Source organism: Streptomyces sp. WAC 06738, from assembly GCF_003945505.1.
Lineage (GTDB): Bacteria > Actinomycetota > Actinomycetes > Streptomycetales > Streptomycetaceae > Streptomyces.
The window spans coordinates 4,501,981-4,525,877 of record NZ_CP029618.1 but is presented as its reverse complement, the minus strand read 5'-3'; the positions used below and the strand labels follow the sequence as shown (position 1 = coordinate 4,525,877).

Sequence of the window (23,897 nt, the reverse complement as noted above, 5' to 3'; positions counted from 1 at the left end):
ATGCTCGCCGCCGGCGTCGAGATGGCCATCGTCTCGAAGCGGCTTGGCCACTCCTCCATTTCGATCACGTCGGACACGTACTCACACCTGCTCGGCGGCGTCGGCCGAGACGCTGCGGACCGCGCCTCGGCTCTCGTGCCACGTCGCCGTCGTGCCGCGTCCTCTGCACCGACCGATGACGAGCGTGACCACTCTGTGACCACCTCGCCTGCAGATTCGCCGGACGGGACCGCGCCGGAGACGACGGAACCCCCGCAGACGCAGGTCAGCGGGGGTTTGGATGCCGGTGCAACCGGTAGGCCGCGTGGGACTCGAACCCACAACCAACGGATTAAAAGTCCGGTGCTCTGCCAATTGAGCTAGCGGCCCGCCCGGCCAGCATAGCCCGGACCCCGGCGTGCCCCCGAGCGGATATCCCCTGGCGGGCGGGGCGCCGGCCGCGACGGCGCGGACGCGTGTGGGCCCCCTCCTGGGGGAGGGGGCCCGTGGGGGTGCGGTCAGCCCTTGCGGTTGTTGCGGTCCTGGCGCTTCCAGCGGGGCTTGTCCGTGCGGCGGTCGTCCGTGGTGCGGCGGTCGTGGCTGTACGGGCGGCCGTCGCGGCGGTCGCGGCCCGCCGGGCGGTCGCCGCCGAAGCGGGAGCGGTCGGCGGAGTCGCGGCGCTCGTAGGGGCGGCGGTTGTCGCGGTCGTAGGGGCGGGCGGCGCCGCGGTCGTCGCGGCGGGGGTACGAGCGTGTGCCGCGGTCGTACGGGCGGGTGCCGCGGTCGTCGCGGCGGGTGTCGCGGCGGTCGTACGAGCGGGGCTCACGGGTGCCGTACGAGCGGTCGTCGCGGCGGTCGTACGACGGGCGGTCGTCCCTGCGGTCGTAGGAACGGTCGTCGCGGCGGTCGTCCCTGCGGTCGTTCCGGTAGTCCCGGGTCTCCCGGCCGTCCCTGTTGTCGCGGCGCGGGTACTCGCGATCGGTGCGGCGCGAGTCGCCCGACCTGTCGAACTCCCGGAAGCGCTGCTCCCTGCGGTCCTGCCGGGTCCCGTTGCGGTCCGCGCGGTCGTACCCGCGGTCGGCGCGGGCATCGTACGAGCGGGCCTCGGACCGGGGCTCCGCAGGCGCGGTCTCCGCCCCCGCGTCGGCCCCGGCCTGCTCGGCCGTCGAGGCCGCCGACGCCGGCTGCTCCGGCGTCACGCCCGCGCGCGTCGCCAGGCGGGTCGCCTCCGCGCGCAGGTCCGCCGCGTGCTTGCGGGCCCGCTCCAACTGGGCCTCCAACTGCGTCACATCCCGCTCCGCGGCCGTCGCCGCCTGAGCCGCGGATTCCGCCTGCACCTCGTCGATCGACCGCGCACCGGTGATCCGCGCCACGTCGGGGTCGAACGCCCCGCGCCCGCTGATGATGTGCCGCGAGGCGTCCACCGCCGCGTCCTCCAGCAGGCGGAAGACCGTGCGGCGCTGGTGCGGCAGCGCGAGGGAGACGACCGTGCCGGACTCGCCGGCGCGGGCCGTGCGGCCCGCGCGGTGCAGGTAGTCCTTGTGGTCGCCGGCCGGGTCGACGTTCAGCACCAGGTCGATGCCGTCGACGTGGATGCCCCGCGCGGCGACGTCCGTCGCCACCAGCGCGTGCACCCGGCCGTCCTTGAAGTCCGCCAGCGTGTGCGTGCGCGCGCCCTGCGTCATGCCGCCGTGCAGCGCGGCGGCGCGCACGCCGGTCTCGCGGAGCTGGTCGGCGACGCGGTCGGCGCCGAGCTGGGTGCGTACGAAGACGATGGTGCGGCCCTTGCGCGCCGCGATGGCGGCCGTGACCGGCGCCTTGTCGCGCGGCTTCACGACGAACACGTGGTGCGTCATCGTCGTCACCGCGCCCGCCGACGGGTCCACCTCGTGGCTGACCGGGTCGACCAGGTAGCGCTCGACGAGCGTGCCGACGCCCTTGTCCAGCGTCGCCGAGAACAGCATCCGCTGGCCGCCCGGCGGCACCTGGTCGAGCAGCTCGGTGACCTCGGGCAGGAAGCCCAGGTCGGCCATCTGGTCGGCCTCGTCCAGCACGGCGATCTGCACCCGGTCGAGGGAGCAGGCGCCGCGGTCGATGACGTCGCGCAGCCGGCCGGGGGTGGCGACGAGCACGTCGACGCCGCGCTCCAGCGCGCCGATCTGGCGGCCCATGGACGTACCGCCGCAGACGACCTTCATCGACAGCCGCAGCACGTCGCCGTACGGCTGGAGGGCGTCGGCGACCTGCATGGCCAGCTCGCGCGTCGGGGTGAGGATGAGGCCGCGAGGGCGCTTGGGGTCGGTGTGGCCGCCGGCGAGGGTCGCGAGCAGCGGCAGGCCGAAGGAGAGGGTCTTGCCGGAGCCGGTGCGGCCGCGGCCGAGGACGTCGCGCCCGGCGAGGGCGTCGGGGATGGTGGCGGCCTGGATCGGGAACGGGGTGGTGACGCCGTAGTCCGCGAGCTTGGCCACGACGCCGCGCGGCAGGCCGAGGTCGCCGAAGGTCGGCGCGGCGGCCTCCGGGGCATCGCCGGTGACGGCGGTGTCGCCGGTTCCGTCGGCGGCAGCGGTCTCGGGCGCCTCGGTGATCTCGGTCACCTCGGACGTCTCCGCCTCGTCGAGGGCAGGGGCGAGCACAGGGGTTTCAGACATGAACGAGTTAAAGCCTTCCGCAGTCGTCGGCACGCGCCACGACTCCGCGGCGGATGTACACGGACCGCCTCTTGCGGTCTGCCACGGCAGGGAAGGGAACGCGCCACACACGGCGCACTTCGGTGGGGCGCCGGGCAAATGGGATCAAACGATCTACCAGAGTACGCACCCCGGGGCCCGGCTGGCAAATCCGTTCCGCGGGCACGGCTCGCGGGGTGGTGTCCCAGGGCGTGCGGATCGGGTACGCGCCGGTCGGTGCGCCCCGCGACGCGCCCCGTGTCCTCCGCGGGCGCTGGGGAGTTGAGTGTACGACACGTCCTGAAAGGGGCTCCCCATGCCTGAGCCGACAGCCCGTGCCGCCGCCCTGCGGATCTCAGCCGCCACGCTGGCGGTGCTGGCGCTCGGCGGGTGCATGACCGTCTCCGGCTCCGGCAGGCCCGGCGCGCCCGACCCCGGCTCGGGCCGCAGCGGCACCGAGCCCGACGGCGGCGTACGGGTCAACGACGCACCGTCCGCCGCGGCCGGCGGCACCGGCACCGGCGAGGCGGGCGGGGCCGGGGGGCCCGCCGGCGAGCGCGACGGCCACGAGAAGGAGCCCTCCGCCACGGGCCGGAGGAGCGACGGCGCGGCCGACCCGGAGTCGCCGTCCCCCGGCACCCGCGAACCCGCAGACGCGGGCGGCACCCGCGGCACGCCGGACCCCCCGCGACCCACCACCCCGCGCCCCCGCCCCCAGCCGACGACCCCGTCCCCGACCCCCACGGTCCCGGACCCGACGCCGACCCCCACACCGACCCCGACCCCGACGCCCACCGGCGACGACACGACCGGCGGCGGCACGGCCGCGGGCGCCGGCGGCTCCTCCCCCCGGCTCCCCTCCGCCTGACCGCCGCCACCGCCGCGGGCGCCGGCGGCTCCTCCCCCGGCTCCCCTCCGCCTGACCGCCGCCACCGCCGCGGGCGGAAGCGCGGACCGCCGTCATCAGGCCGTCCCGCACGGTGAGTTGCGTTACCGCCGCACGCGCGCCGCCCGGGGCGCGCCGCTCAGCCGTACCCCAGCGCGTGCAGCCTGTCGTCGTCGATGCCGAAGTGGTGGGCGATCTCGTGGACCACCGTGATCTCCGTCTCCGCCACCACGTCCTCCCGCGACTCGCACATCCGCAGCGTCGGTCCGCGGTAGATCGTGATCCGGTCCGGCAGCACCCCCGCGTACCACTCGCCGCGCTCCGTCAGCGGCGTGCCCTCGTAGAGGCCGAGCAGGCCGGGGTCGTCCGGCGGCGGCTCGGGCTCGACGAAGACCGCGACGTTGTCCATCAGCCGGGTCAGCTCCGCCGGGATCCGGTCGAGCGCCTGCGCGACCAGTTCCTCGAACTCTTCGTTCGACATGTCCAGCACATGGCCCATTCTGCTTCAGGCCACCGAATAGTGACGGCTCACACCGGGCATACGTTGCGAATGGCCCGCGAAGTGCCTTTTGCGGTCTCGCCCGTCCGCGCACTGTTCGAGCGGCTCCGCCGCGCCCCCGCCCGTCTCCGCCGCTTCCCCGCCGCCGTCCGCCGCCTGGCCGACCGGGCGCGCGGAGCGCGGCGGGCGCACCCGCCGCGTGCGCCCCGGCGGCGCCGGGTCGAGTCGTCCCTCGTCCAGCGCCCCCATCCGTACGCGCGCGCCCTCGGCCTCGCCGCCGTCACGGTCGTCGGGGCCGGGCTCGGGCTGCTCGTCGTCGGCGGGGTGGAGACGTCGGTGGGGCCCGTGGACACCCGGATGGCGCTCACGCCGAGCGTCACCGGCGACACCCGCATCAGCGTCTCGCCGCTCGGCGCCATCGACATGGACAGCCACGACGCCCCCCTCCGCCTCGACGTCGAGGTCGAGCGGCTCGACCCGGACCGCTCCCGCGCGCTCGTCGCGCACCCCGAGGAGTTCTCCGGGCTGGAGGAGGAGGTGGCCGCGGACATCCGCCGGAGCACGGTCGATCTGGGCGTACGCTCCGGGGGTGCCGCCCTCGTCGGGGCGACCGCGCTCGGGCTCGCCGTCTACCGCACGCCGCGCCGGGCGCTGGCCGCCGGCGGGCTGGCACTCGCGCTGCTCGCCGCGTCCGGCGCCAGCGCCTTCGCGACGTGGAATCCCAAGTCCGTGCTGGAGCCGAAGTACTCCGGGCTGCTGACGAGCGCGCCCAGCGTCATCGGCGACGCGCGCAGCATCGTCACCGAGTTCGACGTGTACCAGCAGGAGCTGGCCCGCCTGGTGACCAACGTCAGCAAGCTGTACGACGCCGCGTCCACCCTCCCCGCGTACCGCCCCGACCCCTCCACCGTCCGCTTCCTGCACGTCTCCGACATGCATCTCAACCCCGCCGCGTGGGGCATCATCCGCTCGCTGGTCGACCAGTACGAACTGGACGCCGTCATCGACACCGGCGACACGATGGACCACGGCTCGGAGGCGGAGAACGTCTATCTCGACCCGATCGCCACGCTCGGCGTTCCGTACGTGTGGGTCCGCGGCAACCACGACTCGCTCGCCACCCAGGCCGCCGTCGAGCGGCAGAAGAACGCGCGGGTCGTGGACGACGGCGAGTCGGTGGTCGTGGCGGGGGTGCGGATCGCGGGGATCGGGGATCCGCAGTTCACCCCCGACCGCTCCGTCGCCGCGGCCGGCGACCCCGCGGAGACGGCGGCCGGCGAGCGGCTGGCCGCGGCGCTCGCCGGGCTACGGGACCGGGGCCGGCCCGCGGACCTGGCCATCGCGCACAACCCGGTGGCGCTGGAGGAGGTCGACGGTCTGGTGCCGCTGGCGCTGGCCGGCCACCGCCACAACCGCAAGCAGCACGACCTGCCGGACGGCACGCGGCTGATGGTCGAGGGCTCGGCGGGCGGCGGCGGGCTGCGCGCGGTGGAGCAGGACGTACCGGAGAAGGTGAGCGCGTCCGTGCTCTATCTCGACCGGAGTACGCGCAGGCTGCAGGCGTGGGACGAGATCACGCTGGGCGGGCTGGGGCTGACGTCGGCGGAGGTCAGCCGCCATCTCGTGGAGGAGAACCAGCCCGGTGGCGCCGATGGGACGGACCCGTCGGGCGCGCCCGGCGAGGACTCTTGACAGCCCTCCCTCACAAGAATTAACTCAACCAGACGCGAACCAACAGAGTGCAACACGTCAGTTCATCGGTTCCTCCTGCTCATCCGATGTGTAAGGAGCACCCGTGCCCCTCTTCGGCCCGCTGGGACGGCGGCCGGCCGGCACCATGCTGACCGCGTTCACTGTCCTGGCCACCGCCTGGCTCTCACCCGCCGCGGCGACGCCCGTCCCCGACCCCCCGACCCCTACCGCCACGACCTCCGATGTCTGGACCGTGGCCCCACCACAAGGCAACAAAGATCAACTCGCCGCCGACGTCGTCCGCGACGACGCGACCGGTGCCCTCACGCTCACCGTCCGCCGGGGCGGGGACGTAGTCCTCCCCGACTCCCCGCTGGGCCTGCGCACCAAGGGCGCCGACCTCACCCGCGGGCTCGACGTCCTCGGCCGCGACGACCGCAGCCTGCGCGAGCGGTACGCGATGACCACCGGCAAGCAGCGCCGCGTGGACTCCCCCATGACGGAGTCCCGCTTCGCGCTGCGCGGCGACGGCGGCGTGCGCATGGACCTCGTCGTCCGCGTCGCCCGCGACGGCGTCGCCTTCCGCTACGAACTGCCCGACTCCGAAGGCACCGTCGTCACCGGCGAGGCCAGCGGCTACCGGCTGCCCGCCGACGCGCCCGCCTGGCTGCTGCCGCACACCTCCTGGTACGAGGAGGTACGCGGCGAGACCACCGCGGGCGGCGCCGCCGCGGACGACTACGGCTACCCCGCGCTCTTCGAGGTCGCCGCCGACGACTACGTGCTGCTCACCGAGTCCGGCATGGACTCCACGTACCCCGGCAGCAAGCTCGCGCACGCCGCCGGCGGCGGCGCGTACGACGTGGCGCTCGCCGAGGCCGAGGTCGTCTCCCCCGGCGACCTGGCGACCCCGTGGCGTACGGCGATCGTCGGGGACCTGGCGACCGTCACCGAGTCGACGCTCGTCAGCGACCTCGCGCCGGACGCCGAGTTCTCCGACACCTCCTGGATCCGCCCCGGCACCGTCTCCTGGTCCTGGCTCGTCGAGCACGACAGCCCGCGGGACTTCGAGCGGCAGAAGGACTACGTCGACTACGCGGCCGCGCACGGCTGGGAGTACACGCTGGTCGACGAGGGCTGGAGCCGCGAGTGGGTGCCGGAGCTGGTGCGGTACGCGCGCACCAAGGGCGTCGACATCCTGCTCTGGTTCCGCTGGTGGGAGGTCGACACCCCGCAGGAGATGGACACCGTCTTCGGCGAGCTGAACGACTGGGGCGTCAAGGGCGTCAAGGTCGACTTCATGAACTCCGGCGGGGGCGAGCCCGAGGGCGTCGGCAGGCACGCCTGGTACGAGGACGTGCTCGCCGCCACCGCCGAGCACAAGCTGCTCGTCAACTTCCACGGCGCGACGCTGCCGAAGGGCCTCCAGCGCACCTGGCCGCACCTGATGACGTACGAGGCGGTGCGCGGGCACGAGTACTACTCCTTCAACCAGCCGCTCACGCCCACGTACAACACGATGCTGCCGTTCACCCGGAACGTCGTCGGCTCCGCCGACGTCACGCCCGGCACCTTCTCCATGACCAACAGGACGCACAGCGACGCGCACGAGCTGGCGCTGCCCGTCGTCTACGAGTCCGGGCTCCAGCACCCCGCGGACAGCCCGGAGACGTACGCCACGCTGCCCGAGGCCGAGCGCGTGCTCGACCAACTGCCCACGGTGTGGGACGAGACCCGCTACCTCGGCGGGCGGCCGGGCGACGGCGCGGTGCTGGCGCGGCGCGCCGGCGACCGCTGGTTCGTCGGCGGCATCCACGCGGGCGCGGCCGGTACCTCCGAGGTGGACGTCGGCCGGCTCGGCGCGGACGACGGCGAGCGGCTGCTGGTGGAGCTGGTGACGGACGGCGCGGACGGGCTGGCCCGCGAGACCCGCAGGGTCGGCGGCGACGCCCGCCTGACCGTGCCGGTGGCGGAGAACGGCGGGTTCGTGGCGGTCGTCTGCGCCGCCGAGAACGGCCGGTCGACGTGCGACGAGCCGGTACGGACCACGCCGGCCACCGGGCTCGCGATCACTCCCGACTCGGCGACCGTGTCGCCCGGCGACGAGATCGAGGTCACCGGCCGCTTCGCCGCCGCCGACGGGGAGTCCGCGACGCTGCGGAACGTCACCCTCGGCGCCCGGCCGCGGGCCGGCTGGACGGCGGCGGGCGAGGACGTGGCGCGCCCGGCGCTCCGGCCGGGGCAGGCGGTGTCGGGAAGCTGGACGGTACGGGTCCCGGAGTCGGCGGAGCCGGGGTACGTGGACGTGCCCGTCGTCGCGGAGTACCGCGCGTCGGGGGCGGATCCCGCGGAGCCCCGGGTGCACGTCGAGCGGGCCGTGCGGGTGCTGGTCGCCCCGCCGGTACCACAGGGCGAGGCGCACGTGGGCGACCTGCACCTGCTCACGGCGTCGAACGGCTGGGGCCCGGTCGAGATCGACACCAGCGTGGGCGACGACGGCGCCGGTGACGGTGCGCCGCTCACCATCGGCGGCACGACGTACGCCAAGGGCCTCGGCGCCCACGCGCCGTCCCGCGTGACGGTCTACCTCGGCGGCGCGTGCACCTCCTTCGCCGCGCAGGCCGGCGTGGACGACGAGGTCGGCGACCGCGGCTCGGTGAGCTTCCGGGTCCTCGGCGACGGCACCGAGCTGACCACGACCGGCACCCTGCGCGGCACGGACGCCGCGCAGTCCGTGACGGCCGACGTGACCGGCGTCGACCTCCTCACCCTGGAGGTGGCGGACGGCGGCGACGGCATCAGCTACGACCACGCGGACTGGGCCGACCCGAAGGTCACCTGCGGCTGAACGGCACCACACCCTCGCGGCCCGGCGGATTCGTCCGCCGGGCCGCGGCATGTGCGCAGGGCAAAGCCCATTCCCCGTACGGGAGTCGAGAGCAATCCACTTCTTCCCGGCGATTCCGCACTCACCGGGACAAGGAAGGCGCAGACGTCGGAGGGGTTCAGAACACCGCGCTGGCGAGCACCACATGGACCGCCGTGCCGCCGAGTATCGACAGCAGCACGTTCCGCCGCCACAGATGGACGGCCACGGTGGCGGCCAGCGCGAGCACCGTCGGCCACGCCGCCCCGGGGTCGCGCGGGGTGAGGTGGCGCAGGGTGTAGGCGGCGAGGATCACCATGACGCCCACGGGCATCGCCGCGTCGAGGTACGCCACGAGCGGGCTGGACCGCAGTGGCGCCAGCGCGGCGAACGGCAGCGCGCGCAGCGCCCAGGTGACGGCGACGGCGACCGCGACGGCGGCGAGCAGGTACCCGGCGGCGGGGGCGTCAGGCACGTGCGCCCGCCTCCCGGCGCCGTACGGCGGCGTAGCGGGCGAGGAGCGCGGCGGCGAAGAGCACGAACGCGGCGAAGAGCTGCCCGCCCGGCACCGCGAACCGCGCCGCCAGCGCGCAGCACAGCGCCAGCGCGGGCACGGCGAGCCCCGGCCGGTCGCGCAGCGCGTCGAGGGCCAGCACGGTGAAGAGCGCGGTGACGGCGAAGTCCAGGCCCTCGACGCCCGCGGGGACGGCGGCGCCGAGCAGGGCGCCGGTGGTGGCGCCGCCGGCCCAGTAGAGGTGGATGAAGACCTGGAGCCACAGCACGCGGCGCCCCGGGTAGGACTGCGCGGCGGGGTGCGCGGTGACGGCGTACGCCTCGTCGGAGAGCGCGAAGGTGCTGTACGCCCTGGCCGCGCCACCGCGGACGCGGTGCAGGGGGAAGGACAGGGCGTAGAAGACGTGCCGGAAGTTGACCGTGAACGCCGTCAGCGCGATCTGCCCCAGCGGCGCGGCGGCCAGCACCAGGCCGAGGAAGAGGAACTCCAGCGAGCCGGCGTAGATGAGGCCCGAGAAGACGCTCGCCCACCACCAGTCGAGGCCCGAGTGGACGACGAGGACGCCGAACGCGACGCCCATGGGGAAGGCGCCGAGCCCGACGGACCCGGAGTCGGCGAGCGCCCGGGAGAGATCGGCGCGTAGCTGGTGCGGCATGTGCCGATCCTAGAAACTTCCGCGGCTCATATGGTTGCGGATTGTGGCGCTAACCTGGCGTCATGAGCAATGAACGGAAACTTGACGAGCTTGATCGTGAAATCTTGCGTCAGCTCCAGCGGGACGGCCGGCTGACGAACGTCGAGCTGGCCCGCCGCGTCGGGCTGACGCCGCCGCCCTGCCTGCGGCGGGTGAAGCGGCTGGAGGAGGCCGGGATCATCACGGGGTACCGGGCGCGGGTGGACGAGGAGGCGGCGGGGCGCGGGCTCGAAGTGATCGTGTCGATCGAGGTGTCGGTGAGCGACCTCGACACCCTCGCCGGGCTGGAGGCGACGATCGGCGCGTACGACGAGGTGGTGGAGTTCCGGCGGGTGTTCGGCACGCCCGACTACTTCCTGCGGGTGCTGGTCGCGGACTACGCGGCGTACGAGCGGTTCCAGACCGGGAAGATCATCGGGATCCCGGGCGTCGCCCGGGTCATCTCGCAACCCACGATGAAGAAGATCAAGGTCGTGGACTGATTTTCCGGCGCGTGCGATTTCGTCAAATAAATGGCCTGACAAAAAAGCGGGCGGTGAAATCGAATTCCATTCGTCGGATCTCTTGCTAGGCGACTTGCGCCCGACTACGTTACGGCTCGCGTCCCTTGGCGCGGCACCTTTCGCCGCCGCCGGGAATTCCCCCACCGCAGACCCGAACGTGAGGTAAGCCCTCGTGACGATTTCCAGACGCAAGCTCATCCTCTCCGGCACCGCCGCCTCCGCCGCGGCCGCCGGGGGTGTGTTCTCCACCCGGCTCGCCGGCGCCGCCGAGGAGCCCGCGGCGGCGGCGAAGGCGGGCGCGCGGCCCGCCGCGAGCCCCGTGGGCGACGTGGTCGGCAAGGTGACCGTCGGCTACCAGGGCTGGTTCGCCTGCCCCGGCGACGGCGCGCCGATCAACGGGTGGTGGCACTGGAGCCGCGACATGAGCCGGCCGCCGTCCCCGGACAACACGACCATCGCGTCCTGGCCGGACATGCGGGAGTACGAGAACACGTACCCCACCGCCTACGCGAACCTCAACGGCGGCGGCCCGGCCACCCTCTTCTCCTCCTGGGACGACCAGACGGTCGACACGCACTTCCGCTGGATGGCCGAGCACGGCTGCGACACCGCCGCCCTGCAGCGCTTCAACCCCTTCGGCGGCGAGGGCGCCACGCGCGACGGCATGGCCGCGAAGGTGCGCGCGGCGGCGGAGAAGCACGGGCGGAAGTTCTACATCATGTACGACGTCACCTCCTGGACGCAGATGCAGTCCCAGATCAAGGAGGACTGGACGACGAAGATGAAGGCGTACACGTCGTCCGGCGCGTACGCGATGCAGAACGGCAAGCCGGTCGTGTGCATCTGGGGCTTCGGCTTCAACGACGACGGCCGCCCCTTCACGCCGGGGCCCTGCCTGGACGTCGTCAACTGGTTCAAGAACCAGGGCTGTTACGTCATCGGCGGCGTCCCCACGCACTGGCGCACCGGCCAGTCCGACTCGCGCCCCGGCTTCCTCGACGTGTACCACGCCTTCCACATGATCTCGCCGTGGATGGTCGGCCGGATCTCCGACACCGGCGGCGCCGACCACTTCGCCGCCAACGTCAACGGCCCCGACAAGGCGGACTGCGACGCGCACGGCATCGACTACCAGCCGTGCGTCATCCCCGGCGACCTGCAGAGCGGTCACCGCGCGCACGGCGACCTGATGTGGCGGCAGTTCTACCACCTGGTCCGGCTGGGCGTCGCCGGCGTCTACATCTCCATGTTCGACGAGTACAACGAGGCGAACCAGATCGCCAAGACGGCGGAGAACGCGTCCCAGGTGCCCTCGGGTTCCGGCATCCGCGCGCTGGACGAGGACGGCACGTCCTGCTCCTCGGACTACTACCTGCGGCTGACCGCGGACGGCGGCCGGATGCTGAAGGGCCAGCTCGCCCTCACCCCGAACCGGCCCACGCCGCCGCGGCCCTGAGCGCGCCCCGCCGGACCCGCCCGTACCGCCCCCGCGGGCGCGTCCGGCGGGCGCCCCTGCCCGCACGCCCGCGCGCCGTGCGCCCCGGCACCGTGCCCCGGCGCCCGCACCACCCGAGTCCTTCCGTCGCACGAACGACCTTCGAGGTGAGTGGACATGTCCGGAGACATCACCCGCAGAACCACCGTGAAATCCGCCCTCGCCGCCGCGGGCGCCCTCACGCTGGGCACCCCCGCCCTGGCGTACGCCGCCCGCCGCGCGGCGGCGGACCCCGGCGACACCTGGCGGCTCTGGTACGACAAGCCCGCCGCCGACTGGGAGCGCGAATCGCTGCCGCTGGGCAACGGGGCCCTGGGCGTCGGGGTGTTCGGCACGCTCGCCTCCGAGCGGCTGACGCTCAACGAGAAGACGCTGTGGACCGGCGGCCCCGGCTCCGGCGGCGGCTACGACTTCGGCAACTGGCGCGACCCGCGGCCCGGCGCGCTGAAGGCGGTGCAGGACAGGCTCGACGCCGAAGGGCGGCTCAGCCCCGAGACCGTCGCGCAGCAGCTCGGCCAGTCCAAGCACGGCTTCGGCGCGTACCAGATCCTCGGCGAGCTGCTGCTCGACCACCCGTCGGCGCCCGGCGCTCCCGACGGCTCGTACTGGCGCGACCTCGACCTCGCCGAGGGCGTGGCGGCCGTCGCGTACGCGCACCAGGGCGCGGACCACCGCCGCGAGTACTTCGTCTCCCATCCCGACGGGGTCGCGGTGGGCCGGCTGACGGCGAGCCTGCCGGGGCGGGTGGCGTTCACCCTGCGCTACGCCTCGCCGCGCAACGACTTCCAGGCCACCGCGAGCGGCGACCGGCTCACGATCCGCGGCACGCTCCAGGACAACGGGATGGTCTTCGAGGCGCAGATACGGCTGCTGACCGAGGGCGGCAGCGTGTCGAGCGGGAACGGCACGCTGACGGTGAGCGGCGCGAACAGCGCCTGGTTCGTGCTGGCCGCGGGCACCGACTACGCCGGCACGTACCCGGACTACCGCGGCGCCGACCCGCACGACCGCGTCACCGGCGCCGTCGACCGGGCCGTCCAGACGGGCCACGGCGCGCTGCGGCAGCGGCATGTCGCCGACCACCGCGGGCTGTTCGACCGCGTCGCGCTCGACATCGGCCAGCAGCAGCCGGCGCAGCCCACGGACCGGCTCCTCGCCGGCTACGGCAGCGGTTCTGCGGCCGACCGGGCGCTGGAGGCGCTCTTCTTCCAGTACGGGCGCTACCTGCTCATCGCCTCCTCGCGGCCCGGGTCGACGCCGGCGAATCTCCAGGGCGTGTGGAACAACGTCACCAACCCGCCGTGGAGCGCCGACTACCACGTCAACATCAACCTCCAGATGAACTACTGGCCCGCCGAGATCACCAACCTCGCCGAGACCACCGTCCCGTACGACGAGTTCGTGGAAGCCCTGCGCGCCCCCGGCCGCGTCTCGGCGCGGGAGATCTACGCCACCGGCGGCTGGGTCGTCCACAACGAGACCAACCCCTTCGGCTTCACGGGCGTGCACGACTGGGCGTCGTCCTTCTGGTTCCCGGAGGCCGCGGCCTGGCTGACGCAGCAGATGTACGAGCACTACCGCTTCGACGGCTCGACGGACTACCTGCGGAACACCGCGTACCCGGTGATGAAGGAGGCCGCCGAGTTCTGGCTCGCCAACCTGCGCACCGACCCGCGCGACGGCAAGCTGGTGGTCACCCCCAGCTACTCACCCGAGCAGGGCGACTTCACCGCGGGCTGCTCCATGTCGCAGCAGATCGTGTACGACCTGCTGACCAGCACCCTGGAGGCCGCGCAGACCCTCGGCGACAGCCCCGACTTCCGCACCCGCCTGGAACAGACCCTCGCCGCCCTCGACCCGGGCCTGCGGATCGGCCGCTGGGGGCAGTTGCAGGAGTGGAAGGCGGACCTGGACGACCAGAACAACGACCACCGGCACGTCTCCCACCTCTTCGCCCTGCACCCCGGGCGGCAGATCGAGGTGGGGAGTCAGTGGGCGGAGGCGGCGAAGGTGTCGCTCACCGCGCGCGGCGACGGCGGTACCGGCTGGAGCAAAGCCTGGAAGATCAACTTCTGGGCCCGGCTGACCGACGGCGACCACGCCCACAAGATGCTGAGCGAGCAGTTGAAGTCGTCCACCCTGCCGAACCTCTGGGACACCCACCCGCCCTTCCAGATCGACGGCAACTTCGGCGCCACCTCCGGCATCGCCGAAATGCTCCTCCAGAGCCAGCACGGCCCCATCGAGGTGCTGCCCGCCCTCCCGGGCGCCTGGCCCTCGGGTTCCGTACGCGGCCTGCGCGCCCGCGGCGGCGCGACGCTCGACATCACCTGGTCCGGCGGCCGGGCCACCCGCATCGCCCTGCACGCGAACCGCACGCGCCGGCTCACCCTCCGCAGCGACCTGCTCCCCGGCGGCGAACAGGTCGTCGACGCGGTGGCGGGCCAGACGTACACCTTCGGCTGACCCGGCCCGCATACCGCCCGGACCCGCGATGTGCGCCGCGGGTCCGGGCCCCGGGGAGCGTTTGTCAGGCCGTTTCTTTCCAGCATTGCGCGCGGCGTCTTTTAGTTCCCCTGACAATTCACCAGCGGCTTTTACAGGCCGGCAACCGAAAGGAGAGAAAGGGGCGTTGACTTAATAACACGCCTGGTTTTACATGTGCGGCACGAGCTGGACAGGAAGGCCACGCCATGCACCCCCACAAGCAGGCGACCGTCACCGCTGCCGCACCGCCCTCCGCAGCCGTTCCCGCCGCCCGGCCCTCCGCCGAGGACACCGGTCTGCTGCGGGAGTGGGCGGCCGAGGGCGGTGCGCTCGAACTGCGGGCCAGGATCGTGCTGCTGGCCGGGCAGGGCATGCGGGACACCGACATCGCGCGGCGGCTCGGCGTCTCCCGGCAGACGGTCGGCGCCTGGCGGCACAAGTGGGCGGACGAGGGCATCGCCGGGCTGCGGCACCGCGCCCGCCCCGGGCGTCCCGCCACCGTCGACGAGGCGGAGGTCATCGCCCGTACGCTCCTCGCCAGCGACGGCGCCGCCGCCTCCCGGGCCGTGGGCCGCGAACTGGGCCTGTCCCACGCCACCGTGGCCGCCATCCGGCGCCGCTGGTCGGACCACCCGCCGGCGGACCCGCCGCTGCCCGGCGCCGACATCTGGGTCGTCGGCCTGTACGCGGACGCCCACGGCGCCGTGCTCCTCACCGGCGCCAGGACCGGGCCCGCCGCGCAACCCCGGCCGGCGGGCAGCGCCGTGGGCGCCGACGTGCTCGCCCGGCTCGACCGCGCCTGCGACGCGCTGCCCGGCGCCGTCGCCGGCAGCCGCACGCCGGCGCCGCACCGCGCGCTCGCCGCGTTCCTCACCAAGGCGCGCAGGCGCCATCCGCGTATCGAACTGCACGCGCTCACGCTCTGGACCGCGGATCCCGCGGACGTCCACCCGCACGCCTCCCCGCCCGCCGCACCGGGTCCCGCGCCCGCGCCCCCGGCCGTCCGCCCCGAAGCCTCGCCCCCCGCCACCCTCCACGGCATCCCCGCCACCTGCACCTGGCGCAGCTACCTCCGCGCCCTCGTCGCCCTCGACAGCTCCCGCCACCCCGAGTCCTCCCGCCGCGTCTACCTCGACCTCGCCGGCGCCGTCGAGGCGTACGCCCGGCACCCCGCCGGCGAGCCGCTCCAGTGGCTGCGCGAGTCCATCGCCAGCCACGCCGCCCCGCCCCGCCCCCGCGGCCGCTCCGGGGGCGGGGCGGGGACGGGGCGGCGGGAGACGGTCGGCGGGGCGAACCACATCGACCTCGGCTCGTTCAACGAGTGCGTCGTCATCGAGGCCGTCCGCCTCGCCGGCACCGTCACCCGCGGCGAGATCGCCCACCGCACGGGACTGACCCAGCAGTCCGTGTCCCGGATCGCCCGCTCGCTGCTGGCCCGCGGCATCCTCGTCGAGGAGAACCGCCGCCAGGCGACCTCCGGCAAGCCGCGCACCCCCGTGCGGCTGCGCGGCGAGGCGGCGCACGCCGTGGGCATCCACATCGACCCGGAGGTCTTCACCGCCGTCGTCATCGACCTCGACGGCACCATCGTCGCCGAGCGCACCCGGCCCGTGCACCCGACCGCCGACCCCGACGTGCTGGTCAGGCAGGTGGCCCACCTCGGCCGCGGCGTGCTGGCCGACGCCCGCGGCGCGGTACGGCCCGGGGGGTTCCTCGGCATCGGGGTGGCCGTCCCCGGTCCCGTGGACACCGACTCCGGCACCGTGCTCGACCCGCCGCTGATGTCGGTGTGGACGGACCTGCCGCTGCTCTACCTCCTCAAGGACCACTTCCAGTGCCCGCTGATCATGGAGAAGGACGCGGCCGCCGCGGCGGCGGGCGAGCGGTGGATCGGCCGCGACCGGCGCGCCCGCGACTTCGCGTACGTCTATCTCGGTACGGGCGTGGGCTCCGGCCTCTACCTCAACGGCGACCTGCACCGCGGCACCAGCGCCAACGCCGGGGAGTTCGGCCAGTTGTGCGCCGTCGCGCTCGGCCGCACCGGGCCCGGCGGCCGGCCCGAGGTGCTGCCCGAGTGCAACCCGCCGCTAGGGCTCTCCCGGCTCGCGGCCCGGCACGGCTTCCCGCTCGACGCCGGGCTGGCGGGCACCACCGCCGGCTACCGCGCCGTCACCGAGGCCGCCGCGGCCGGCGACCCGGCCGCCACCGCCGCCGTACGGGACCTGGCGCGGGCCGTCGGGCAGGGCACGACGAGCCTGGTGGACCTGCTCGACATCGACCTCGTCGTCCTCGGCGGGCCGTTCTTCACCGACCCGGCCGCCCCGCTGTACCTGTCCCACATCGGCGAGATGGTGAACGACTTCCCCACCGCGCGCCGGCTGCGGCACGTCGACGTCGAGCGGTCGGTGCTGGGCTCCGAGGCCGCCGCGGTGGGCGCCGCCTCCACGATCTTCCACGCCGCGTTCACCCCGAGGCTGCGCGGCGGGACGGCCCTGCGGGCCCTGTGAACCGTACGACCGGGGGCCCCGCGCCCTCGTGACGACCCGGGCCCTGTGCCCTCGTACCACCCGGGGCTCCGTGCCCCCCGTACGAACCGTCACCACTCACGCACCAGGGAGGACCCCGATGAGACGCACCCCCCACCGCCGGTCCCGGCCGAGACGGGTGGACAGACCCGGCCGTGCCCCGCGGCTGCTGGCCGTCCTCGCGCTCGTGCTCGGCGGCGGCGCGGTCGCCGCCGGCAGCCCGGCCGCGGGCGAAACCGCCGGCATACCCCCCGGCGACTACCAGCACGTCCAACTGGCCGCGGGACCGGCCGAGATGGGCGAACCGATGTCGCTGGCCGTACTGCCGGACCGCTCGGTCGTGCACACCGCGCGCGACGGCACGGTCCGGGTCACCGACGCGGCCGGCAACACGAAGGTCGCCGGGAAGCTCGACGTCTACAGCCACGACGAAGAGGGCCTTCAGGGCGTCGCCGCCGATCCCGGTTTCGCCACCAACCGGCAGCTCTACCTCTACTACTCGCCCACCCTGAACACCCCGCCCGGCGACGCGCCCGCCACCGGCGGCCCGGCCGACTTCGAGCCCTGGAAGGGCCACCTGAACCTCTCCCGGTTCACGCTCAGGCCGGACAACACCCTGGACCCGGGGAGCGAGAAGGTCATCCTCGAAGTGCCCAACGACCGCGGCCAGTGCTGCCACGTCGGCGGCGACATCGACTTCGACGCCCAGGGCAACCTGTACCTGACCACGGGCGACGACACCAACCCCTTCGCCTCCGGCGGCTACTCCCCGATCGACGAGCGGGCCGGCACCAACCCGCAGTTCGACGCGCAGCGCTCCTCCGGCAACACCAACGACCTGCGCGGCAAGGTGCTGCGGATCAAGCCCACGGCCGACGGCTACACGGTCCCGTCCGGGAACCTCTTCGCGCCCGGCACCCCCGAGACCCGTCCCGAGATCTACGCGATGGGCTTCCGCAACCCGTTCCGGATGTCCGTCGACCGCGAGACCGGCGTCGTCTACCTCGGCGACTACGGCCCGGACGCCGGCGGCAGCGACCCGGACCGCGGGCCGGGCGGCCAGGTCGAGTTCAACCGCATCACCGGGCCCGGCAACTACGGCTGGCCGTACTGCACGGGCACGAACACGGCGGCGGAGACGTACAACGAGTTCACCTTCCCCGACGGCCCCTCGGGCGCGAAGTACGACTGCGGCGGCGGCCCGGTGAACAACTCCCCGCACAACACCGGGCAGGACAAACTCCCCCCGGCCAAGCCCGCCTGGATCCGCTACGGCGGCGACGCCGGCAGCCCGCCGGAGTTCGGCGGCGGCTCGGAGTCCCCGATGGGCGGCGAGGTCTACCGCTACGACCCGGACCTCGACTCGGACGTGAAGTTCCCCGAGTCCCTGGACGGCCGCTACTTCGCGGGCGAGCTGGGCCGGCAGTGGATCAAGGCCATCGAGGTCGGCCAGGACGGCTCCCCCGGGCTGATCGAGGACTTCCCGTGGGACGGCACGCAGGTCATGGACACCGACTTCGGCCCGGACGGCGCGCTGTACGTCCTCGACTACGGTTCGGGCGGCGGCAACCAGGCGCTGTACCGCATCGAGTACCTCGCGGGCTCCAACCGCAACCCGGTCGCCCAGGCCGCCGCCGACCGCACCTCGGGCGGCACGCCGCTGACCGTGCGGTTCAGCTCGGCGGGCAGCGCGGACCCGGAGGGCGGTGCGCTCACGTACCGCTGGGACTTCGGCGACGGCGCCACCTCGGACCAGGCGAACCCCTCGCACACGTACACCTCCGCCGGCACCTTCACCCCGACCCTCACCGTCACCGACCCCGAGGGCCTGACGGGCACGGCGAGCCTGGTGGTGACGGCGGGCAACACGGCGCCGACGGTGACGCTGCGGACACCGGGCGACGGGCGGCTCTTCTCCTTCGGCGACGACGTGCCGTTCACCGTGGTGGCGAGCGACCCGGAGGACGGTGCCGTCGACTGCGCGAAGGTGCGGGTCGCCTACGCGCTCGGGCACGACAGCCACACCCACGAGATCACCTCGGCGAACGGCTGCAGCGGCACCATCATCGTCCCGGAGGACGGCGAACACGACACCGCGGCGAACCTGTACGGGGTCTTCAAGGCCGAGTACACCGACTCCGGCGGTCTGACGGGCACGAGCACCCGCACCCTCCAGCCGCGGCACCGGCAGGCCGAGCACTTCGGCGCGATGTCCGGCATCCAGATCGCCGGGCACGGCGGCGCGGAGGGCGGCGCGACGGTCGGGTTCACGGACGACGGCGACTGGGTGTCCTTCGAGCCGTACGCGCTGGACGACGTGACCGGCGTCAGCGCACGGGTCGCCTCCGGCGGTCCTGGCGGCACGATCGAGGTCCGTACGGGCTCGCCGGCCGGCGGCCTGCTCGGCACCCTGACGGTTCCGCCGACCGGCGGCTGGGAGAACTACCAGGAGGTCAGCGCCTCGCTGACCGCGGCGCCGCCGGGGGCGACGACGCTGTACCTGCGGTTCGCGGGACCGACGGGGCAGGGAAACCTGCTCGACATCGACGCCTTCACCTTCACGACGGGGTAGGCGGAGAGTACGGGCCGATGACCGGCCGGCACGGTGCGCCCGGCTGGGCGGAGCGCACCGTGCCGGTCTCCCGTCCCGCATATCCCCCATATCCCCCGCACACCCGCCCCAGGGTAGGCCGCCCCACCGACAACCGGCTTCCCTACGGCAGTTGGGCGCCCCGGCACCCGCGGCGCCCCGCGCGCACCCGCGGCCGCCGCGGCTCTACGCCTCCGCCTCCGCCAGCGCCGCCAGCAGTTCGCGCTCCCGGGCCGGGCTCAGCCCCGCCCGCCGCGGCCGGTGGAGCCCCTGCTCCCGCTCCCACGCCAGGGTGTCCGCCAGCAGTTCCGTGCGCGGCCTGTGCGTCAGCCCCGCCGCCACCGCCGCGGCGCCGCTGCGCGACGTGAAGCCCTCCCAGCCCGGCTCGTCCAGCCACATCGCCAGCGACTCGGCCCCCATGAACTGCTCCACGCCCTGCCCCCGCAGCCACGCCGAGCCGGCCGCGGCCACCGGCCCCGTGTGCCCGCCGACCTCCCGCGAGAGCCGGATCCAGTCGTCGAGCGAGACGACCGGGCCGACCGTGTCGTACGTGCCGGTGCGGCCGGACTCCGCGTTGTCGAGCAGCCAGGCGACGAGGTCGCGGACGTCCACGACCTGCGTCGACAGATGCGGCCCCGCGGGCACCAGCATCGGGGACCCGGGGTCGCGGGCGGCGCGGGCGACCCAGTAGCCCGTACGGCCCGTGTGGTCGCCGGGGCCGCCGATGAGGCCGGCGCGGGCGACGACGAGCCGGTCGCCGCCGACCGCCGACCGGGTGGCCTGCTCGCAGGCCGACTTGGCCTCGCCGTACAGCTCGCGGTCGACCTCGTCGCGGTCGGTGGGCTCCATCAGCGGCGCGGACTCGTCGGCGCCGGGCCGGTGATGGGTGGCGTAGACGTTGCCGGAGGAGACGTAGGTCCAGTGCCGGGCGACGTCCGCGAGCGCGGCGAGGGCGCCGCGGACGAAGCCGGGCTGCCACGACACCTCGACCACGGCGTCCCAGGGGCGGTCCGCGGTACGGGCCGGCAGGGCGTCGTACGCGCCGGGATCCCGCCGGTCGGCGGCCACCAGCTCCGCGCCGTCCGCCACCCCGCCGCTCTCGCCGCGCGCGAGGCACGTCACCCGGTGCCCGCGCGCGAGCGCCAGCCGCGACACCTCACGGCCCACCCAGGCCGTACCGCCCAGCACGAGAATGTCCATCCCCGCACCCAAGCACCCATCCCGCCCCGGCACGGCATCGCTACGCCGACAGCAGAGCCGGTCACCGCGAACGCGCTACGCCCCCGCGCCCCGCGCCCGGACCGCCCCGCGCCCCCGCGCTACCCGGCGCCCCCCGCCGTGCCCGCCGCCGTCCGCGCGAGCCGCGCCTCCAGGCCGTCGAGGATGAAGTCCAGCCCGGCGGTGAAGGTGCCGTTCCAGTCGTCGTCGCGGAGGTAGTCGCTGGCGGCGAGCGTCGGGTAGCGGTCGGCCGCGGCGCGCACCCGCTCCTGGGCGCTGTCCCGTTCCTCGTCCGTCACGTCCAGCGCCACCTGCGTGGAGGCGGAGCCGAGGACGTGGTTGTGCAGCGCCCAGGTGGCGGCGAGGAGGTCGCGGCCGGTGAAGCCGGCCCGTACGAGCGTGGCCTGCAACACCTCCATCCAGGCGAGGAAGTGGGGGCCGATGGAGGGCTTGCGGCGGGCCGGGACGGCGGCGGCCCAGGGGTGGCGCAGCAGCACGGCGCGCCAGGTGCCGAGCACGGCGGCGACGCCCTCGCGCCAGCCGGCATCCGGGGGCGCCGTCCCGTCGGGGGCCCCGGCCGCAGGCGGTTCCACCTCGCCGAAGATCGCGTCCACCGCGAGGTCGATGACGTCGTCCTTGGTGTCGACGTGCCAGTACAGGGAGGGCGCGACGACCGCGAGCCGGTCGGCGAGGCGGCGCATGGTGAGCCGGTCGATGCCGTCCTCGTCGAGCAGCGCGACGGCCGCGGTCCCGATCCGGGCCCGGGTCAGCGGCGGCTCGCCCCTGGCCGACGTCCGCCCGGGGCGCAGCCAGATGCTCCGCGCTTCGCCTCCTGCGCCACGTTTCCGCTGGTCACGCGGCTTTCTCTCGCTGCCCACCCGGCCCAGTGTAGTACGGTGTGCGACGTTCCCTAACAGCGTTAGGGAATCCCACACGTAGTTAGAGAAAGAGGGATCCCGTGCCGGATGAGACGCACGCACGCGCCGGGGGCCGGCGCCGCTGGTGGACCCTGCTGGCCGTCAGCACGGCCCAGTTGCTCGTCGTGCTGGACAGCACGATCGTGAACATCGCCCTGCCCTCCGCCCAGCAGTCGCTGGGCATGACCGACGCGAACCGCCAGTGGGCCGTCACCGCGTACGCGCTCGCCTTCGGCGGCCTGCTGCTGATCGGCGGCCGGGTCAGCGGACTCCTCGGCCACCGCCGCGCGTTCGCCGCCGGCCTCGTCGGCTTCGCCGCCGCCTCCGCCCTCGGCGGCGCCGCGACCGGGCCCGGGATGCTCTTCGGGGCCCGCGCGCTCCAGGGCGTCTTCGCCGCGCTCCTCGCGCCCGCGGGGCTGTCGCTGCTGACGACGGTGTACACCGGGACACGCGAACGCGGCCGCGCCTTCGGGGTGTTCGCCGCGGTCGGCGCCGCGGGCGCGGCGGTCGGGCTGATCGCCGGCGGGCTGCTGACGCAGTACGCGGGCTGGCGCTGGTGCCTCTACGTCAACGTGCCCGTCGCGCTCCTCGCCGCCCTCGGCACCGCGTTCGTGCCGCACGCCCCGCCGTTGCGCACCGGGGGCCGGCTCGACGTGCCGGGCGCGCTGCTCAGCACCGCCGGCTTCGCCGCCCTCGTCTACGCCTTCAGCGAGGCCGAACCGCACGGCTGGGGCGACCCGAAGGTGCTCGCGCTGCTCGGCGCCGGGGTGCTGCTGCTGGCGGCGTTCACCGCCGTCGAGTTGCGGGCGCCGCATCCGCTGCTGCCGATGCGCGTCCTGCTGCACCGGGCGCGGGGCGGGGCGTTCGCGGCGATCACGCTGATGTTCGTCGCGATGTTCGGCTTCTACCTGTTCATGAGCTACTACACGCAGACGGTCCTCGGCTACTCGCCCGTGGAGTCGGGGCTCACGCTCATCGTGAACGCCGCCGCCGCGCTCGCCGGCTCCCTGCTCATCGCCGGGCGGCTGCACGGGCGGGTCGCGCCCGCGGCGCTCATCGTGCCGGGGCTGGTCGCAGCGGCGCTCGGCATGCTCATCCTGACCCGGCTGACGGCGGAGACCTCGGCGGTGCTGGGGGCGTACCTCGTACCGGCGCTGGTGCTCACCGGCCTCGGCCTCGGCTGCGTCATGCCGCCGACGGCGGCGCTGGCCACCGCACACATGCGGCCGCACGAGATCGGCGCGGCCTCGGCGGCGTACAACGCGTCCCAGCAGTTGGGCGCCGCGCTGGGCACGGCGCTGCTCAACACCCTCGCGGCGAGCGCCGCCGCCGCGCACCTCACGTCGGCGGCCGGCACCACGGCGGCGGCCACGGTGCACGGGTACACGACGGCGCTGACGGTGGGGGCGGCGGTGCTGCTGGGCGCGGCGTGCCTGACGTCGCTGCTCGCGACGCCGCGCCCGGAGCGCGAGCCGGCGGCGGAGCCGGAGTCCCGGCCCGCGTATGCCGCGGAGCCGGAGGCGGCCGTCGCTCAGCAGGTCTCGCGGACGTAGTCCGCGGCGCCCTCGGGGGAGACCGCGCGGTCGCGGCGGACGATGCTCAGGCGGTCGGCCCACCGGCCGCAGGCCGCCGCGAGCCCGCCCGGCGTGTACTCGACGACCAGCACCCGGTCGTCGAACGCCGCGGCGTAGGCGGCGCATTCGTCGTACTCGCCGCACTCCTCCGCGACCGCGAAGTCCAGCCCGGTACGCGCCCGGTCGGGGGCCAGTTCCGCGGTGTTCTTCTGCGCGACGGCCAGCCCGCGCGCGTGCGCGCGGTCGGCGAGGAGCGCGGCGTACGCGCGCGCGTGGCCGGCCGTCAGCAGGCGCGGGAAGCGGGTGTACGTGTCCAGGTTGTCGGGCTCGACGGCCTGGAAGCCCCGCTCGGCGCAGCCGTCGATCCAGCGGCCGACCTTCGCCGCGATGCGCTCGCGCTTGTCCGCGGTGCGCAGGTCGAGCACGGCCTCGCCCCAGTCCTCGTCGTAGACGACCTCGCCGGCCGCGTCGCGCAGCAGCAGGTCGGGATCCCACCGGTCCTCGGCCCCCGGCTGGGCCTGGAAGGCGTTGACGTAGCAGACGTTGTACGCGCCGGGGGCGGGGGCGTCGCCGCGGTCGCGGATCACGACCTCCACGCCCGGGGGCGGGTCGTACGCGCCGCCGATCTGGTAGTCGACCCCGGCGCCCGGCGGGGGCAGCGCGGGCTCCCGCTCCCCGTCGTCGTCCCGGGGGACGACGACCAGGGCCACGAGGAGGGCGGCGGCCACGACGGCGGCGCCGGCGAGGGCGGCGCCGGCAGGGCGGGTGCGTACACGGGTCACCCCGCCACTA

The 23,897-nt window shown here is 74.5% G+C and carries 16 protein-coding genes and 1 tRNA gene; 9 read left to right on the top strand and 8 right to left on the bottom strand.

Annotation, left to right across the window (positions count from 1 at the left end):
• Positions 1–296: 296 nt before the first annotated feature.
• Positions 297–369, bottom strand: a tRNA-Lys gene (locus tag DMB38_RS19705).
• Positions 370–497: 128 nt separating this feature from the next.
• Positions 498–2,627, bottom strand: coding sequence for a DEAD/DEAH box helicase (locus DMB38_RS19700; RefSeq protein WP_240662381.1), 2,130 nt, complete (start codon positions 2,625–2,627; stop codon positions 498–500).
• A gap of 334 nt (positions 2,628–2,961) precedes the next feature.
• Between DMB38_RS19700 and DMB38_RS19695 the strand changes: the two genes are divergently transcribed.
• Positions 2,962–3,513: a hypothetical protein gene (locus DMB38_RS19695; protein ID WP_240662380.1), complete on the top strand. Its 552-nt coding sequence runs from the start codon at positions 2,962–2,964 to the stop codon at positions 3,511–3,513.
• A gap of 157 nt (positions 3,514–3,670) precedes the next feature.
• On the opposite strand, the gene DMB38_RS19690 is transcribed toward DMB38_RS19695, so the two are convergent.
• Positions 3,671–4,021 (bottom strand): metallopeptidase family protein, encoded by a 351-nt coding sequence (locus DMB38_RS19690; protein WP_186462007.1) that lies wholly within the window; start codon positions 4,019–4,021, stop codon positions 3,671–3,673.
• Positions 4,022–4,081: 60 nt separating this feature from the next.
• Between DMB38_RS19690 and DMB38_RS19685 the strand changes: the two genes are divergently transcribed.
• Positions 4,082–5,722 carry a metallophosphoesterase gene (locus DMB38_RS19685; protein WP_125936281.1) on the top strand — a complete coding sequence of 547 codons (1,641 nt, stop codon included), beginning with the start codon at positions 4,082–4,084 and terminating at the stop codon, positions 5,720–5,722.
• Between the two features lie 103 nt (positions 5,723–5,825).
• A complete protein-coding gene (locus tag DMB38_RS19680) occupies positions 5,826–8,570 on the top strand; it encodes a glycoside hydrolase family 97 catalytic domain-containing protein (RefSeq protein ID WP_125936280.1) in 2,745 nt (914 codons plus the stop codon).
• Positions 8,571–8,727: 157 nt separating this feature from the next.
• Here the strand turns inward: DMB38_RS19680 and DMB38_RS19675 are convergent, their stop codons facing one another.
• Together DMB38_RS19675 and DMB38_RS19670 are read right to left on the bottom strand one after the other, a co-directional pair.
• A complete protein-coding gene (locus tag DMB38_RS19675) occupies positions 8,728–9,063 on the bottom strand; it encodes an AzlD domain-containing protein (RefSeq protein ID WP_125936279.1) in 336 nt (111 codons plus the stop codon).
• The gene (locus DMB38_RS19670; protein ID WP_125936278.1) at positions 9,056–9,757 is read right to left on the bottom strand and encodes an AzlC family ABC transporter permease; all 702 of its coding nucleotides are present in this window, start codon (positions 9,755–9,757) and stop codon (positions 9,056–9,058) included. Before DMB38_RS19670 ends, DMB38_RS19675 begins: the two co-directional genes overlap by 8 nt.
• 62 nt (positions 9,758–9,819) lie before the next feature.
• Between DMB38_RS19670 and DMB38_RS19665 the strand changes: the two genes are divergently transcribed.
• The 5 genes from DMB38_RS19665 to DMB38_RS19645 all read left to right on the top strand — a co-directional run bounded on the left by DMB38_RS19665 (position 9,820) and on the right by DMB38_RS19645 (position 19,378).
• Complete coding sequence (locus DMB38_RS19665; RefSeq protein WP_078898368.1) at positions 9,820–10,278, top strand: Lrp/AsnC family transcriptional regulator; 459 nt, start codon at positions 9,820–9,822, stop codon at positions 10,276–10,278.
• A gap of 193 nt (positions 10,279–10,471) precedes the next feature.
• Positions 10,472–11,755: a glycoside hydrolase family 71/99-like protein gene (locus DMB38_RS19660; RefSeq protein WP_240662378.1), complete on the top strand. Its 1,284-nt coding sequence runs from the start codon at positions 10,472–10,474 to the stop codon at positions 11,753–11,755.
• A gap of 156 nt (positions 11,756–11,911) precedes the next feature.
• Positions 11,912–14,260, top strand: a complete 2,349-nt coding sequence (locus DMB38_RS19655; RefSeq protein WP_125936277.1) for a glycoside hydrolase family 95 protein — start codon at positions 11,912–11,914, stop codon at positions 14,258–14,260.
• 227 nt (positions 14,261–14,487) lie between these two features.
• A complete protein-coding gene (locus tag DMB38_RS19650; RefSeq protein WP_125936276.1) occupies positions 14,488–16,788 on the top strand; it encodes an ROK family protein in 2,301 nt (766 codons plus the stop codon).
• 118 nt (positions 16,789–16,906) lie between these two features.
• Entirely contained in the window at positions 16,907–19,378 is a 2,472-nt protein-coding gene (locus DMB38_RS19645) for a PQQ-dependent sugar dehydrogenase (protein WP_240662376.1), read from the top strand.
• Positions 19,379–19,582: 204 nt separating this feature from the next.
• On the opposite strand, the gene DMB38_RS19640 is transcribed toward DMB38_RS19645, so the two are convergent.
• Together DMB38_RS19640 and DMB38_RS19635 are read right to left on the bottom strand one after the other, a co-directional pair.
• Entirely contained in the window at positions 19,583–20,596 is a 1,014-nt protein-coding gene (locus tag DMB38_RS19640; RefSeq protein ID WP_125936275.1) for an NAD-dependent epimerase/dehydratase family protein, read from the bottom strand.
• Positions 20,597–20,715: 119 nt separating this feature from the next.
• A complete protein-coding gene (locus DMB38_RS19635) occupies positions 20,716–21,492 on the bottom strand; it encodes a TetR/AcrR family transcriptional regulator C-terminal domain-containing protein (protein ID WP_125936274.1) in 777 nt (258 codons plus the stop codon).
• Between the two features lie 80 nt (positions 21,493–21,572).
• Here DMB38_RS19635 and DMB38_RS19630 point away from each other — a divergent pair, with 80 nt between their 5' ends.
• Positions 21,573–23,084, top strand: a complete 1,512-nt coding sequence (locus tag DMB38_RS19630) for an MFS transporter (protein ID WP_125936273.1) — start codon at positions 21,573–21,575, stop codon at positions 23,082–23,084.
• Here the strand turns inward: DMB38_RS19630 and DMB38_RS19625 are convergent.
• Positions 23,063–23,887, bottom strand: coding sequence for an endo alpha-1,4 polygalactosaminidase (locus tag DMB38_RS19625; RefSeq protein ID WP_125936272.1), 825 nt, complete (start codon positions 23,885–23,887; stop codon positions 23,063–23,065). The two genes, DMB38_RS19630 and DMB38_RS19625, sit on opposite strands and share 22 nt — an antisense overlap.
• Between the last annotated feature and the right edge of the window lie 10 nt (positions 23,888–23,897).

Bases quoted from the DNA above. Each gene is read 5' to 3' on its own strand.
- DMB38_RS19685 (WP_125936281.1), top strand. From the start codon at position 4,082: ATGGCCCGCGAAGTGCCTTTTGCGGTCTCGCCCGTCCGCGCACTGTTC.
- DMB38_RS19655 (WP_125936277.1), top strand. From the start codon at position 11,912: ATGTCCGGAGACATCACCCGCAGAACCACCGTGAAATCCGCCCTCGCC.
- DMB38_RS19700 (WP_240662381.1), bottom strand. From the start codon at position 2,627: ATGTCTGAAACCCCTGTGCTCGCCCCTGCCCTCGACGAGGCGGAGACG.
- DMB38_RS19665 (WP_078898368.1), top strand. From the start codon at position 9,820: ATGAGCAATGAACGGAAACTTGACGAGCTTGATCGTGAAATCTTGCGT.
- DMB38_RS19650 (WP_125936276.1), top strand. From the start codon at position 14,488: ATGCACCCCCACAAGCAGGCGACCGTCACCGCTGCCGCACCGCCCTCC.
- DMB38_RS19670 (WP_125936278.1), bottom strand. From the start codon at position 9,757: ATGCCGCACCAGCTACGCGCCGATCTCTCCCGGGCGCTCGCCGACTCC.
- DMB38_RS19640 (WP_125936275.1), bottom strand. From the start codon at position 20,596: ATGGACATTCTCGTGCTGGGCGGTACGGCCTGGGTGGGCCGTGAGGTG.
- DMB38_RS19645 (WP_240662376.1), top strand. From the start codon at position 16,907: ATGAGACGCACCCCCCACCGCCGGTCCCGGCCGAGACGGGTGGACAGA.
- DMB38_RS19695 (WP_240662380.1), top strand. From the start codon at position 2,962: ATGCCTGAGCCGACAGCCCGTGCCGCCGCCCTGCGGATCTCAGCCGCC.